This is a genomic window from Nostoc sp. (assembly GCF_036917575.1).
Taxonomy (GTDB): Bacteria; Cyanobacteriota; Cyanobacteriia; order Cyanobacteriales; family Nostocaceae; genus Nostoc.
Window position 1 is genome coordinate 24,614 of sequence record NZ_JBALDC010000017.1, and the last position, 15,407, is coordinate 40,020.

Below are 15,407 nucleotides of genomic sequence, written 5' to 3' on the forward strand. Positions count from 1 at the left end.
TTGTATTTGTTGATAGTTTTTTACACCAATGAAAAATTGTAATTAAAACTCCCAAGAAATTGTTCCCTGTACTGTGAACGGATCGCCAGGAATAACACGCACCCTATCTGAGGAAGTTTCAAAATAGCCTACATCAAAAAAATTCTTGAAATTGAGTGCTGCCCGCAATGGCCCGTGTTTGTAAAAGATAGCAGCATCCGTACGGAAATAACTTGGCAATTCAAAGGTGTTTTCTAGATCGGCTTGCCTGTCTCCCACAAAGAAGAATCCCCAACCAAACCCAAGTCCTTGTAAACTGCCAAATTGAATTTTGTAGGTTGTCCATAAGTTGAAGCTATGTTTAGGAACAAGGTTAATTTGGTTGCCAACGGGATATGCAGTGTCTTTTGTAATTTCGGCATCAGTGTAAGCATAGCCAGCAATGATGTTCCATCCGGGAAGGATTTCACCTGTCACATCAAACTCGATACCCCGGCTTCGCTGCTCACCCACTTGAATGATTAAATTGGGATCATTGGGATCAGTGGCTGGCACGTTAGTGCGGGTTAGATCGTAAAATGCCAGGGTTGTAGAGAGTTGCTTACTTAAATTTGCTTTGATGCCCACTTCGTATTGTGTACCTCGCTGGGGTTGTGGGGGCGCTGATATACCGTAACCTGGAGCGGGGTCAAATGAGCGACCATAGCTGGTGTAGAGGGAGATCGGCGGAATCGGTTGATAGACAATCCCGACACGAGGGCTAAAAACCTCGCTTTGCTGAAAGCCGCTACTCCGTCTATAAGGATATTGTTAGTTGCGTCAAATCCTCGGATCAAAAAGTTATCGTTACTATTACGGGACGATCCAGCTCCCTGATTCACACCTGGTACATTTTTTACCACGTCGTTCAGGCGAGTCGCGTTCTGATCTTGGATAACTTGTTTCGGCACAACCTGAATCGCTTGCGGAATGTCGCGTAGGGGAGTGTTGGTTTTGGTTGCAGTTGATGCATCTGAGGCATTGTATCCATCTTGCTCACCCGTCACTACCAACTCAATTGGTTTATCACCCGATGCTGATGGTTGAGTGGGTTGTGTCTGGTTTTCTGGCTGTTGTGCTTGGGGCTGTTGTGGAGAAGTCGCCGTTGCTGTAGTTGTTACGGCAAAAATCAGACCTGCATTATCATCATATAACTCAATTGTTGGTAAAATTTTCTCACCTACCACTGTCACTCGCACAGTATTTGCATCAATATTCGTAACTGTTACTTCAGTAATTCCAGCAAGCGGTTTTTCGGAATGAAATGTGAAAGCCTGGCCATTAGGCAGTTGCAATTGACCCCCAGATACATCTACAATAAAGTTATTACCAGTACTGCGATTTATCACTTGCAGTTGAGTACCCAAAAGTGTCTCTAAAATCACCTCTATACCTTTGTCTGTAGGATTAGCTTTCACGGACGTTATTGGTATAACTGAACTTCCCTGTTTCTCCCCTTGGGAGAGTGTTTGTACTAATAATGGTATTGCGTTGGTAATGGGGATTTTGAAGTCGCTCAATTGCCAGATTTTTTGTTCTCCTGCATCTGTTTGCAAAAGCTGAACTTTTTTGCCCTGCTTCACCCTCGTTGTCAAGGCATCAGTTTGAGCTTTGAGTTGTTGATTTAAACTCTCAACACCTTTAAGGGACAATTGTTCTCGATTCTCCAGTTTTGCTTGTGCCCAAGCTGCTTGAGTTACTAGGGTGCTGATAATTCCGATTACACTTACTGCAAGCAATATAGAGATATTAGACTGGCAACTTTTCATCCCACTTCTCATACACTTTTGATTAAAAAACTTATTGCAGATATTTATTAATTGCAATGAAGAATAGTCTAAAGCGGGACTCGTGGTTTGGTCTATCCCGAAAAGGCCATCATAGTCCCGTCAGGCACTTTTTACCCGACAAACATTCACTGGGTAAAATGCCAAATTTGTGCTTAAAGGCAGCAGCAAAGTGTCCTAGATGGGTATAACCTACCAAATTGGCAACTTCGGCAACAGTCAGATGGCTATTACGTAACAGTTGTTCTGCTTGTTCCATACGTTTATCAGTCAAATAACCAAATACCGTTGTATTAAACAATTCTCGAAATCCACGTTTGAGAGTGCGATGGCTCACACCCACCAGTTGCGCTAATTCCAGTATCGACGGCGGATTTTCTACACGGGAGTGCAAAATATCCATAGCATGATAAATTCGGCTGACAGTTTCGGGCTTCAGTCGTGGCGACCTTTGCACTCCACCTCGATCCACGAGAATAGAAGTTAAATGCAAACCGAGCAGTTCTGGCACTTTTGTCTGCAAAAAAACCCGCTTGGTGATTCCTTGATAGGGACAATTGATGATCTGTTGTGCCACAGAGTTGATAGCATCCGTCTTTTTGGGCTGTAGCATTGTCTGCCAATCATTACCCTTTGCCAGAAAGCTGAACTCGGAAGGAATTTCACCATCTGCTGTCGGGAAAAAGGTTGCCAATAGCTCAGGTGGCATATGAATATTAACAAACACACTCCGTTGAAATTTCGGATTCTCCTCAATCCATGAGCGTTGAATACCAGCACCAGAAATAAGTGTGTTGTCTGCGTTAACTCCTAAAATATCGACACTAAATTGCAGAGGATGATTCGATTCAGGAAATTTCACCAATAAATCATCGTGATATTCCAAGTCGTCAATTGTAAGCAGAAGCTTAGGATAGACTTCAATGTTTCGCTCATAGCCCTTGCCGAGAAGTCTTGGCATTTGACGAATAAATTCATCAGGTTTCGGATTTTGCAGGCTGCTCATTTCAGCTTCTGCCAAAAGTTCATCCCACTCTCTAGATGTCAAGGTGATGGTCATAGCTGGCGATTAATAGCAGATTTAGATAATATTTATCAAAATTGTCGCTAACTAAATTTACACGCAGACACCAACTATGGTAATCTGACACATAACTGTCGGTTCTGATGGGGAGCAGCCATCAGGCGCAAGGGGGAAAGTTCGGTGCAAATCCGGCGCTGTCCCGCAGCTGTAATGAGACGAAGATAACGTGTCTCTAAGTCAGAATGCCCGCCGACTCACTCTAAATACAAAACATTTATCTGCGAGGCACAGATGATACATTTGATTAAGAAATTTTATGGGTACAAATACTGTTTTAATCTAGTACCCTTTGCAAGTTTTACTGATTCGCTTCGCTGTTAGTAACGACACTTAATTCTGGATTGTCCGATAGGAATTTGGGTATCCATCAGGAATACCACAGAGTCTTTTTTGCGATCCAAATAGTATCCACCATGATTTAGGTATGGCAATGCATTGTAGCGAGCAAGTTCAAGCCTAAATCTCAAAACTCAATAGCACACATCAATATCTGCATTTACTAAAAACGAGGAATTTCATGTCTACTTTCCGTGTCGTTACTTCCTGTGAATCTTTCTCAAAAATCTTCGTTTTTACCGCAATCTATGGGATTGTATGTGGAGGAAATATAGCCATCGCTAATCAAGTCCCACAAATATCTGAATTTCCCAAGCACCAAGGTACTGCAAGAGACTTACAACCAGTTGTACAAGTAACACCTGAAAATACTCCAGCATCCACAGAAGAACCAGATATTGAACTAACAGTCATCGACAAACTACTCAATGAACCTGTTTACTCACCCTTTCGCCACGAGGGGACAGTGAAAGATTCCACCCGTCCGGTTTACGTGATTACAGGTGAAGAAATAGAAGCGCAAGGTGCTAAAACTGTCAGAGAAGCGCTAAAATTCCTTCCAGGTATCTTACCTGATGGTACAGTTGGCACAGAAGTAAACGCCTTAAGCGGTCAATTTATTCGAGGTTCTAACTCTGCACAAGTCTTGATTTTGCTTGATGGTAGGCCAATTAACGAACTTGGTTCTGGTGGTTTTGACCTTTCAGAATTTACTACCAATATTGTTGAGAGAATCGAAGTCCTACCAGGTGGTGGTTCTACTCTTTATGGTTCCGATGCAATTGGAGGGGTGATTAACATTATCACTCGTCATCCTACAAAAAAAGTGACGACACAAGCAGGTATTAATTTTGGCGCGTATGGGTTGAATCAGCAGACTATCAATAGTAGCGGAAAAATAGGAGATATTGGTTGGGTTGTAGGTTATAACCGTACCCAAGCTGAAAATAATTATCATTTTTCGATTCCAGAGGCGAATTTCGAGGGAACCAGGGAAAATAATGATGTTCTCTACAACAACTTTAATGTCAAGTTAGAGGCGGATTTAGGTTCTCGTAATACTCTAACTCTCTCAACTTTGTACTTAGGCAAAGACCAAGGAGTACCAGGAGGAGTCCCGATTCCCGAACCATTGTATGGTCAAGGCTATTTTAACTCGTTGACTGATAGCGATCGCAAATACACAGATCAAGTTCTCACCGATTTAATTTGGAACTCAAAACTAGGAGGTGGAAATGATTCGCTGCTAACAGCCAGAGTTTATGCAGATTTCCTCAACACTCGCTTTGATAGTCGCAATTCATCCCAAGCACGATATGATAACAGGCAAGCTTCTTATGGATTGCAAGCACAACACAGTTGGAAATTTGCTAATAATCAAACCCTAGTTTATGGCTTTGATTACCGCAATGTCTCAGCTACTAATAGTACATTCGACTTTTCTGTTGATACAAAAACAGTCACTTACGACGATAGTATTAGTCAAGGAGCGCTATTTGCTAGATATGAAATTAATTTTACTCCTAGTTTCACTGCCAATTTAGGTTTACGCCAGGATTTTAGCAGCTTGACAAATGGCTCTTTTACATCACCAAGTATTGGGACAAAATTTGCACTTACAGATTCTACCACCCTGAGAGCTAATTATATCAAGAATTTCCGTGCACCGAATCTTTTCAACTTATATGCGAATGGTAGCACTTACGTTGGCAATCCTAATCTTCGTCCAGAGAAAGGCGATAGTTATGATGTTGGAGTTGACCAGAAGCTAGGCAATTTTGGTTTATTGCGCTTAACCTATTTCAACAATACAATATCAGATTTAATCGCTTATAACTTTGCTGTTCCGGTAGCTACTTATGAAAATATCGGTAAGGTTCGCACTACAGGAATCGAAGCAGTTTTAAATTTGCAGCTAGCGAAGAATATCTATGCTTTTGTTAGTTATACGGCAAACGATCCGCAGATTTTAAAAAGTACAAACTCTACCGAAGTCGATAAAGAATTACGATTTGCGGGTGCAGACAGTTTAAATGCGGGACTTTCTTATGAAACTTCTCAAGGTTTATATGCTGGAATACTGATGCATTCTTTGGGTGCGTATCCCATAAACAACACCAATACAGAATTTTTGTCTGGGTACACTACTTTTGATTTTAAAATCCGCTTACTTCTGAGTGATAACTTAATACTTACAGGTAGTGTAGATAATCTCTTTGACCAGCGTTATCAGTTGTTTCCGGGTTATCCTGATGGGGGGAGGGTTTTTCAGGTTGGGTTGAGTTCTACGTTTTGAGGGAAAGAGTTTTTTTACGCACAGATGCAGAGGAGAGTATTAAATGACTGAGTTTAATTGTTGGGTAACTCCAGTTAATAAGGTTGTAACTGAGATTTTATCTACGGGGGGGTCTATTGAATACGAATATTTTGATTCGAGTACCGATGTTTTATCGTCATTACTCTATACTTTATTTCAGCAAAATTGGCAACAGGTAGGGGTAGGGCATATTGTCCAAGGAGGTGTATTAGAATTAGAATTTAATGCTCCACCCAAAATTTGTATTCTCTATGATGGATATCTTACAGTAGTCACAGAAGGCTGGCATTTGCACCTATGTATTGAGGCTAATTTAGGTGGGCCTCATTGTAAGACTCCTTTGGAATTAAGGCAACATCGTCAAGTTAGTCGCGCTGCATTTTATCGACGGTTTAATGCAGAAGGTATTCCTAGAAATTGGGGTATCGATTTTTGGAATGGTGCAGATGAAAACCTCATGACTATTTTCTTGCCAAATCCGTATGTAGAAGGTGAAAACTTATTACCAGAAGGCAAGCCTAATTTATCCAAGTTAGCTCTTTATCAGGAATTACGAGAGATTTATGTATTAGGTAACAAACTAATTCCTTTTACTAAAAACCCATTGAAACATTCTTATATTTGTGTTTGCACTTCTACTCGCTGTCTTCCTTCCCAGAAATGGCAACCCACATTTGACGCTTTAAAATCAGCCGTTGAGAAAGCAGGTGTAGGCGTGGAAGTAAGAACATCTGGCTGTTTGGAAGTTTGCCAATTAGGGCCAGTAGTATTTTATTCAGATGATCGGACTTGGTACACTCGCGTTAACTCAAATGTAGCTAAAACTATCGTCAATGAACATTTGGTGAAAGGTAATAAAGTATCTGAAAATATATATCCACCGGAATCTGTTTAAATTAGGACTTATACCATCACCTCTTCGAGTTGTACCTAGCTTCGTAAAAATTAAATAGAAATTCTATATGTAACAGCTACAGGGCTGAATCAAAAATCTGCTGTGCGGTAAGTTTCAGCTCGGGGAAACAGGGAGAAACGATTCGGTCGTTACTTCTAAATAGAGTTTTGACGTATTCGCCATCAACCAACTCGCAGACAAAAATACCAGGTTGTTTGGGATTTCCGATAAAATCACGCCCTCCCAGCCCTGCATAATCGACAATCCAATATTCAGGAACGCCCTTTTTTTCGTAGTCGGCATATTTTTTGTAGTAGTCATCGCGCCAGTTTGTACTCACCACCTCAATCACTAAAGGGATTGATTCTGGCTGCTGTACGGTCGAGTATTTTTCCCATAGCTGCTCATTTTTTAAGTTTGTGCGATCGATAACCAGTACGTTGGGACAGTAAGCAAAGCTGGTTTCCTCATCTGAAAATGCCACTAATCCAGTTTTTGGGATGTTGTAAGAGCGGTTCAATCGGGTAAATTCAACTCCTATCTGAACACTTAAAAAACCTGTTACGTTTTCATGCTTACCTGAAGGCTGCGCCATCTCGATAATTATTCCATTATGCAGTTCATAGCGATTTTCTCCTGGCTTTTGCTCCAAAAATTCTTGAATGGTTAATAGTTTTTGTTTTGGCAGTACTTGAGTCATATTTATTCCTAATTGATATTCATTAGTTTTTAAGCATAACTGCCCCTATAATTTTAGCGTGCAAAGCCTCCACTCAAGTTCCGAATGAACATTGGGTGAAAGCGAATAAAGTTATTGAACACCGCTACTTACTAAATTCTGTTTGACGCGATCGCCCCTGTCTGTATTTCGATCAAAACCTCTGGGTTAGCCCTGCCTAAACCATTGGTACAAGCCTTTGGCTAACCCGAAATTCACACAAGGATAACAGTAGATGGAATGCGATCGTTAAAACTGCCATGATACTGTCCCTAGTACTGTAAACGGCGCGCCAGGAAACACATAGTTTCTACCATAGGCACTTTCAAAATAATTCACATCAAACAAGTTCTTGATATTCAGCCCGACTCGCCAGTTGTCACGGCGGTAATAAATCAGTGCATCGGTTCGCACATAACTGGGCAATGTGAATGTATTCTCCAAGTCTCCCTGTCTGTCACCTACAAAAAATAATCCCCCGCCAAATCCAAAACCTTTCAAACCTCCAGTTTGGATTTCATAGGTTGTCCATAAAGAAGCACTGTTTCGGGCAACATTATTCGGTTGATTTCCCTGGTACTCTGGTCTGGTATCTTCAGTAATTTCCGGATCGATATAGGTATAACTGGCAATGATTTTCCATCCCGGCAAGATTTCTCCAGCGACATCAAACTCAATGCCACGAGAGCGTTGTTCGCCCACCTGGAGGCTATTTAGCGGATTCACTGGATCGCTGACAACAAGATTTTGCTTGGTAAGTTGGTAAGCGGCTAAAGTTGCTGCAAGTTTGCCATCCAAAAATTCACTCTTGACCCCAACTTCAAATTGTTCGCCCGTAGTTGGCTCAAATGGAGTATCATCGGCATTTCTGAAGTATGCGTCAGAGGGTTGAAATGAGCGACTATAGCTAGCGTATAAAGAGACTGGTCGAATGGGTTGGTAAACAATGCCAATGCGAGGGCTGAAGGCACTATCTTCTTGATCGTTTGAGGTACCACTTACTGTATCCTCATAGGAGGATTGTGCAAAATCAAAGCGACCACCTAGCAAAATCTTGAACTGATCTCCAATTGAGATCAAATCCTGGGCATAGACACCGATCAAATTTTGAGGACTTTCTGTGTCTTCAGTTTTTGTATCAAATTGAAGTGAAGGTCGGTCATAATTTGGGTTAAAGAAATTGATGGGTGGCAAGGCGGGTGTTGAAGAGAATATCTTGCGGATGTAATTAATCCTACCTAAATCCAAGCCGAAGAGTAAATCCTGCTTAACTATACCAGTCTGGATAGTTCCAAGAACATCAGTTTGCAAATAATAATTCCGTGACCTAGCTTTATCCACTCTAGCGCCACGATCCACTGTCTGATTGTCTGCTTGCAGTCCAAAATTAAAGGCAAAAGCCTCCTGATAATCTTCAAGTTCAGCTCTGAACCCATTGCGGATTGACCAGTTATCGCTAAATTTGTGTTGAAAGCGGTAGCCGAGCGCCACAAAATCACGTTCTAGTTTCAAATCTGGGTCATCGACATACCGAGAGCGGGGGACTCGTCCAAAAGGGCTATTAAGAACAGAACCATCGGCAGGAATACCCAAGTACTCTACTTTTGAGGTATTGAGATACTCAGCTTCCAATGTTAAGTTTGTATTCTTACCAAGCTCAAAACTAATGACTGGCGCAACAAAGGCTTGCTCTGTTTTCACAAAATCCACAAAGCTACCAGAGTTTTGATATGCCGCATTCAAACGGTAGCGAATCGTTTTGTCAGCGTTGAGTGGACCGGAAATATCAAATGTCGGACGGTAAAAATCAAAATTACCAATTGTTCCTTCAACAGCATAAAAAGGCTCTGCTAGAGGTTGCTTGGTCACAATATTGAGAATACCACCCGGTTCGCCCTGACCATAAAGGACTGATGCTGGTCCCTTGAGAATTTCGATTTGTTCAATGTTAGCGACATCTATCTGGCGATTAAAAATGCTGTATCTCCTAAAACCATTGACAAAAGTACTACCAGTGTCGCCCCCCTGAAACCCTCGGAAAATAAAGCTTTCACCAATCGCAGATTGAGAACCGAATCCGCCAGGAGTCACTCCACTGACGTTCTGAACTGCTTCCCTTGGTTGCGTAATTCGTTGATCCTCCAGCACTTGACGGGGGATAACCTGAATTGACTGAGGAATGTCGCGGATGGGAATATCGGTTTTCGTCGCAGTTGTTGCATTAGGGACTTTATACCCATCTTGCTCGCCTGTCACCACCAATTCAATTGGCTGATCACCCTCTGTTGATGGTTGAGTTGGTTGTGTCTGGTTTTCCGGTTGCTGTGCTTGGGGTGTTTGAGATGGCTGTTGTGGAGAAGTTGCCGTTGCTGTAGTTGCTACTGCAAAAACTAGCCCTGCATCATCATCGTATAACTCAACCGTTGGTAAAACTGCAACACCCACCACCGTTACTCGCACAGTATTTGCATCAAGATTCTGTGCTCTTATTTCAGTAATTCTTTCAATTGGTTTTTGAGAACGGAATGTAAAAGCTTCACCACTAAGTAGGCGTAACTGCCCACCGGCTACATCTACAATAAAATTATTGCCCGTACTGCGATTTGTTACTTGTAGTTGAGTACCAACAGGTGTCTCTAAAATCACCTCCACACCTTTAGAGGTAGGATTGGCTTTTACCCCCGTTATTTGAATTGTCGGCGTGGGTGTAGTTTGCGGTGTGGGCGACTGCACTAATAAATTTTGAGCGCTGGTGAGAGGAATTTCTAACTCGCCCAGTTGTGGGATTTTTTGATTAAGAGCATCTTCATTCAAAACAGAGTTTTTTTGACTATTATTCTCAACTTTCACCTCTGCGGAAGCTACTTGAGTTACTAGAGTAGAGATAATCCCCACTAAAGTTGCTACCAGCCATAAATAGATATTGAACTGCCGACTTTTCACGCCACTCTCCACCCAGTTTAGATTAAAAGGCTTATTGCAGATATTTATTAATTGCAATCAAGCTTAGTTTAGAGGAGCGATCGCAGCTTTGTCTATCCCAAAACAAGCACACTATCCCGAAACAAGCTTTTTGCCAAAAAGACATTCACTCGGTGTAATCCCAAACCTGCGCTTAAAGGCAGCACCAAAGTGTCCGAGGTGAGCATAACCTGATAAATTTGCCACTTCGGCAACACTTAAGTTACTACTTCGCAGTAATTGTTCTGCTCTTTGCATACGTTTATCAGTCAGATAACCAAATACTGTTGTGCCAAACAATTGACGAAATCCGCGTTGCAGGGTACTCTCGCTCAACCCTACCAATTGCGCTAATTCTATTATTGAAGGTGGATTCTCCAAACAGGAGAGTAAAATATCCTTAGCGTGATAAATGCGGGCGATAGTTTCAGGCTTTTGTCGTAGGGATAGTTGCATTCCACCTCGATCCACTAATAGAGGAGTTAACTGCAAGCGGATCAGTTCCAGCACTCTTACCTGCAAGAACATCAACTTGGTGATTCCTTGATATGGACAATAGATAATTTGTTGCACCACAGAGTTGACAGCACTAGTCTTTTTAGGCTCTAGTATTGTCTGCCAATCATTACCTTTCGCCAATAGGCTGAACTGGGAAGGAATTTCACCGCCAGCTATCGGGAAAAAGGTTCCCAATAGCTCAGGTGGCAGATGAATATTCATGCCCACACTTCGTGATTTTGGAGTTATCGACATCCATGAGCGTTGAACGCCAGCACCAGAGATCAGTGTATTGTCTGCGTTATTTCCTAAAAGCTGGACATGAAATTGCAGTGGATGATTCGATTCAGGTTCTTTCTGCGATATATCATCGTGATATTTACAGTCCCAATTTGAAAGCAACACTTGGGGATACACTTCAATATCTCGCTCATAGCCCTTGCCGATTTGTTTAGGTACTTGACGATATAATTCAAATGGCTCTAATGGATTTTGCGGACTATTTTTGGCAGTTTCTGCCCACCATTCTTGCAGCTCTGCTGTTGTGGGAGTAATAGTCATAGTTGGCAACTAGTAGATGGTAAAATTAATGCTAATAAGTTTCAATAATCTTACCGCGATTTATCTTTAACTCAACGACATTGGCTCATCATGTACGAAAAACAACCGCGATCGCAGCAAGCGATGTTGAAGGCACCCCTAAAAGGTAAGGTTTGAGAATGCGATCGCTACTTTTTGAGGATACAACAAGTTTGAAAACACGCCCTAGCAATATCAAAACGTCAACTCTTAATAAGACTAACTTTTACAGCTTGGGGATAGGAGTTGCACAGCTAAAACTCCCACGAAATTGTGCCCAACACAGTCAATGGCGCACCAGGATAGATGACGGTTCTTACCTGGCTAGTTTCGTAATATCTCTCATCAAAGAGATTCTTGATATTGATTGCAGCCTTCCAGTTATTGCGTTTGTAATAAAGTGCTGCATCCGTGCGGAAGTAGCTGGGTAAAATAAAACTGTTAGCCAAATCGCCTTGTCTATCCCCTACATAATACAGTCCCAATCCAAATCCCAAACCTTGTAGACTCCCACGTTGGATTTCATAGGTTGTCCACAAACTGGCATTATGCGGAGCAACGTTTTTCAACAAATTACCAACTGGCAATTGATTGTCTTCGGTAATTTCGGCATCGGTATAAGCGTAAGTGGCAATAACTTTCCAACCGGGGAGAATTTCGCCTGCAACATCGAGTTCAACGCCTCGACTACGTTGCTCTCCGACTTGAATGGAAAAACTGGGATTATTCAGATCGGTGGTCAGGACGTTGGTTTTTGTAATCTGGTATGCAGCTAGAGTTGCAGACAGTCTATCACTCAAATCGGCTTTAACACCCACCTCGTATTGTGTACCTTGTGTAGGTTCAAATGTAGAACCGTTAGCTGAATTCCCAATGGCTGGAACGAAAGAACTGCTATAGCTGGCATAAAGCGAGATTGGCGGTATCGGCTGGTAGACTATGCCAACTCGCGGGCTAAAGGCTTGGTCAGATTGACTGATGCTAGTTCCGGCAAGCAAATCGTCATTTTTCTGCTCGGTAAAGTCGAAACGCCCTCCGACCAGTAGCTTCAAATTATCCAGCAGAGTAACCTGATCTTGAAGATAAATCCCTAATCTGTCTGTACGAAGTCGAGCCTTGAAAGTAGCTTCTAGAGGATCGGTAGGGATAACGCTGTTATTCACCGAACTAAAAATATCGAGAGGTGGCAAAATAGCATCTCTAAAAATTACTGGGCCGTCGCTTCGGTTTAGCTCTATTCCCAAAAGCGGTTGGTGGATAATTGACCCAGTTACAAACTTTCCTATGAGCTCAGTTTGAAGACTGTAGTTGTCAGTTTCAAATTTACTATTCTCATAATACCTGATAAAAAACTGATCGTTGATTAAGCTATCTGGTTCTGCATAAAAATTATTTGACTTGTTTATAGTAATGGAAACGGCATTGCGAAGCTGCCAATTTTCACTAAACTGATGTTCTAATCTGTAACCAGCTCTGTAAACTATGTTTTTTGAATCATTTTCTCCTGGAATCCCTAAGAACCTACTAATCGGAATGGGGGCAGGTCTGTTGCCAACAGCGACAATGCCTCGATCAAATCCAGTATCGTTATTTAGATACTCGAAATCAAAGTTTAATGTTGTCTTAGTGCCGATTTTCCAGGTTAGAGATGGCGCGATGAAGATACGTTCTGTATCAACAAAGTCACGAAAACTCCCGGAGTTTTGGTAGGCAACATTCAAGCGATATAACAGAGTTTTGTCTGTATTCAATGGACCAGAGATGTCTAAAGTCGGTCGATAAAAATCGTAACTACCAGCAGTAAAGTCAGCCGCATAATAGGGTTCGCTTAACGGCTGCTTTGTGACAAGGTTGATAATCCCACCCGGTTGAGCCTGACCGAAAAGGACTGAGGCTGGTCCCTTGAGTACCTCAACTCGTTCCAAGTTTGCGATGTCTGATAATGTGAAGAAATCGCTATCGCGGAATCCATTTCTAAAATTTCCATCCTGCTCGAAACCACGAATGATATAGCTACCTGCATTTAAGCCTCCGTAGTTACCCCCTTGAGTAACCCCACTCACGTTTTGCACTGCATCCTGTAACCGCACTGCTTTTTGGTCTTGTAACACCTGTCGCGGTACTATCTGAATTGAGGCGGGAATGTCACGCAGGGGAGTATCGGTTCGAGTAGCAGTGGAAGCATCCGGTACACGATACCCATCTTGCTCACCCGTGACTACCAACTCAATTGGTTTATCACTTTCTGCTGATGGTTTTGGTTGTGTCTGATTTTCTGGCTGCTGTGTTTGGGGTGGCTGTTGTGGAGAAGTCGCCGTTGCTTGTGAACCTATACCAAAAACCAGCCCGACATTATCATCAAATAATTCAACCGTGGGCAAAGCTTTCTCACCCACCACCGTCAACCGCACAGTCTTTGCATCAATATTTGTTACTGTTATTTGGCTAATTCCTGCAATTGGTTTTTCTTGCCGGAAGGAGTTACCAAGCAGTAAACGTAATTGTGCGTTGGGAATATCGGCAATGAAGCTGTTGGCATTACTTTTGTTGACAACTTGCAACGCCTGAGCTTGAGATGTTTGTAAAATTACCTCAATACCTGTGGAAGTTGAATTAACTTTAACGCCAGTAACTTCTGTAACTCCAACATTCCCTTGTGCTAACAAATCAGCTGCATTGGTAGAAAAACCTCTTTGAGCTTGCTTGATACCCGGAAATTCATTTCCCCAAGCAGGTTGCATCATCGGTAAAACTAAAGCGATCGCCCACAATTGCCAACTAACATACTTACAACCCGCAAGCATCCTCTGTAATCTTCTCATAACTAGCTCTACCAATAGACAGATATTCTCAAGTACCTCTTGAAGTCACCTTACGGAGTTTCAATAACCGTGTCTATCTGTAAAGCTGCAATTTTTTGTCACTTTAGCGGCTTTTTTCCACGTTGACATTCTTTTGGTGTAATCCCAAATTTTTTCTTAAAAGCTTGAGCAAAATAACCTAAATGTGCATAACCTACAGCGTTTGATACTTCTGCTACTTGCATTTTTGTCCCATTTAGCATGATTTTTGCTTGTTCCATGCGATAGTCATGCAAATAGCCAAAAACAGTAGTCCCAAAAATTTCTTTAAAACCTTGTTGCAACTTCCGTTCTCCTAAATGAACCATCTCTGCTAAATCGAGCAATGAGGGAGGATTATCTACTCGATAGATTAAGATATCTCTAGCATGATAAATTTTTTCAACGTCTGCTGGTTTGAGATTAACTAATAAGTGAATTGTCTGTTCTTTATATAAAAGCTGATTAAATTGCAGCGCCAGTAGTTCAATCACTTTACTTTCTAAATACATCCGCTTCATCATTCCCTGATAGGGAGCATCTAACACTTGTTGTAAAACAGCAAACATTGCCGAAGTAATTTCTCCAACAGTGTGATGAAATCTCAGCGGATATTTATCTTTTAAAAAAGATTGCAATGAAGCAGGTAGTAATTCAAAGCTTTTACTAAAACTTCTGAGCCAATCAGGATAAATGTATATAGTTATATCTAAGCGATGTTCCCCAGCCGAATGCTGCTCAATTTCATCTAAGTTTGGTAAATAAAATAAGTAATTTCTCCCAACATACTCTATATAATCATCTGGAATTTCTTTCATTCCTGGAGTAATTGTTTGCAAATTACTGGAAAGGTGAAAATGAGAAATTAAAGGAAAAGGTTGTTCGTCATGATGACCCCATACGCTTAAATCATGCTCAAAATATTCGTCTATAATAACAAGCAAAAGTCCTGGACGTAGCTCAACAGCACAAACCAAACCAGTAGAAAACCTATCTTTAGATTTAACAGCATAGTCAAATCCATTGCATTTAAAAAGTTCCTTTTCCGTTTTTTCTAAATGTTCTTGGAATAGGTTATTACTTTCCTCAAATGTCAGGGTTTCCATCAAGATATCTTATCAATAAATTTGACTTGCAAGAAAAGCTAGTAAATATTCTCAATAAGAAAATTATAAACTGTGCCTGACAAATATAAATCTAGGTGTAGGAGTATGAAAGGCAAGGGCGATCGCTATCAGTGCTTGCTTGGCTTGTAACTCTATCAACCCATATAAGCGGTATACTTGTTTAAAATTTGTTGCTTTATAGCGATGTCTACGACGGGCTACGCCTACGCATGTATCACATTTTAGTAATTAGTGCGGCTCAATGCAC

General features: G+C 41.5%; 8 protein-coding genes, 1 pseudogene and 1 riboswitch. Of the genes and pseudogenes, 2 read left to right on the forward strand and 7 right to left on the reverse strand.

Annotated features, from left to right (window positions below; all coding sequences use genetic code 11):
* Positions 1-42: 42 nt before the first annotated feature.
* Together V7K79_RS29915 and V7K79_RS03600 are read right to left on the reverse strand one after the other, a co-directional pair.
* Positions 43-1,499: pseudogene (locus tag V7K79_RS29915) on the reverse strand (TonB-dependent receptor domain-containing protein); the annotation flags it as partial.
* A 397-nt stretch (positions 1,500-1,896) separates the two neighbouring features.
* A complete protein-coding gene (locus tag V7K79_RS03600; RefSeq protein ID WP_335044794.1) occupies positions 1,897-2,865 on the reverse strand; it encodes an AraC family transcriptional regulator in 969 nt (322 codons plus the stop codon).
* Between the two features lie 82 nt (positions 2,866-2,947).
* Positions 2,948-3,097, forward strand: a riboswitch (cobalamin riboswitch).
* Between the two features lie 309 nt (positions 3,098-3,406).
* On the opposite strand from V7K79_RS03600, the gene V7K79_RS03605 reads away from it, so the two are divergent.
* Positions 3,407-5,521, forward strand: coding sequence for a TonB-dependent receptor plug domain-containing protein (locus V7K79_RS03605; RefSeq protein WP_335044796.1), 2,115 nt, complete (start codon positions 3,407-3,409; stop codon positions 5,519-5,521).
* A gap of 43 nt (positions 5,522-5,564) precedes the next feature.
* Positions 5,565-6,437: a (2Fe-2S) ferredoxin domain-containing protein gene (locus V7K79_RS03610; RefSeq protein WP_335044798.1), complete on the forward strand. Its 873-nt coding sequence runs from the start codon at positions 5,565-5,567 to the stop codon at positions 6,435-6,437.
* 76 nt (positions 6,438-6,513) lie between these two features.
* On the opposite strand, the gene V7K79_RS03615 is transcribed toward V7K79_RS03610, so the two are convergent.
* From V7K79_RS03615 to V7K79_RS03635, 5 genes are all read right to left on the reverse strand, one after another.
* Positions 6,514-7,137, reverse strand: coding sequence for a Uma2 family endonuclease (locus V7K79_RS03615; protein ID WP_335044801.1), 624 nt, complete (start codon positions 7,135-7,137; stop codon positions 6,514-6,516).
* 267 nt (positions 7,138-7,404) lie between these two features.
* Positions 7,405-10,098: a TonB-dependent siderophore receptor gene (locus V7K79_RS03620; RefSeq protein ID WP_335044803.1), complete on the reverse strand. Its 2,694-nt coding sequence runs from the start codon at positions 10,096-10,098 to the stop codon at positions 7,405-7,407.
* A 111-nt stretch (positions 10,099-10,209) separates the two neighbouring features.
* Positions 10,210-11,175, reverse strand: a complete 966-nt coding sequence (locus tag V7K79_RS03625; protein ID WP_335044806.1) for a helix-turn-helix domain-containing protein — start codon at positions 11,173-11,175, stop codon at positions 10,210-10,212.
* Positions 11,176-11,447: 272 nt separating this feature from the next.
* Positions 11,448-14,015: a TonB-dependent receptor gene (locus V7K79_RS03630; RefSeq protein WP_335044807.1), complete on the reverse strand. Its 2,568-nt coding sequence runs from the start codon at positions 14,013-14,015 to the stop codon at positions 11,448-11,450.
* 98 nt (positions 14,016-14,113) lie between these two features.
* Positions 14,114-15,139, reverse strand: coding sequence for a helix-turn-helix transcriptional regulator (locus V7K79_RS03635; RefSeq protein ID WP_335044810.1), 1,026 nt, complete (start codon positions 15,137-15,139; stop codon positions 14,114-14,116).
* Positions 15,140-15,407: the final 268 nt, after the last annotated feature.

Coding starts and splice junctions, on each gene's coding strand:
- V7K79_RS03615 (WP_335044801.1), bottom strand. CDS start 7,137: ATGACTCAAGTACTGCCAAAACAAAAACTATTAACCATTCAAGAATTT.
- V7K79_RS03635 (WP_335044810.1), bottom strand. CDS start 15,139: ATGGAAACCCTGACATTTGAGGAAAGTAATAACCTATTCCAAGAACAT.
- V7K79_RS03605 (WP_335044796.1), top strand. CDS start 3,407: ATGTCTACTTTCCGTGTCGTTACTTCCTGTGAATCTTTCTCAAAAATC.
- V7K79_RS03610 (WP_335044798.1), top strand. CDS start 5,565: ATGACTGAGTTTAATTGTTGGGTAACTCCAGTTAATAAGGTTGTAACT.
- V7K79_RS03630 (WP_335044807.1), bottom strand. CDS start 14,015: ATGAGAAGATTACAGAGGATGCTTGCGGGTTGTAAGTATGTTAGTTGG.
- V7K79_RS03600 (WP_335044794.1), bottom strand. CDS start 2,865: ATGACCATCACCTTGACATCTAGAGAGTGGGATGAACTTTTGGCAGAA.
- V7K79_RS03625 (WP_335044806.1), bottom strand. CDS start 11,175: ATGACTATTACTCCCACAACAGCAGAGCTGCAAGAATGGTGGGCAGAA.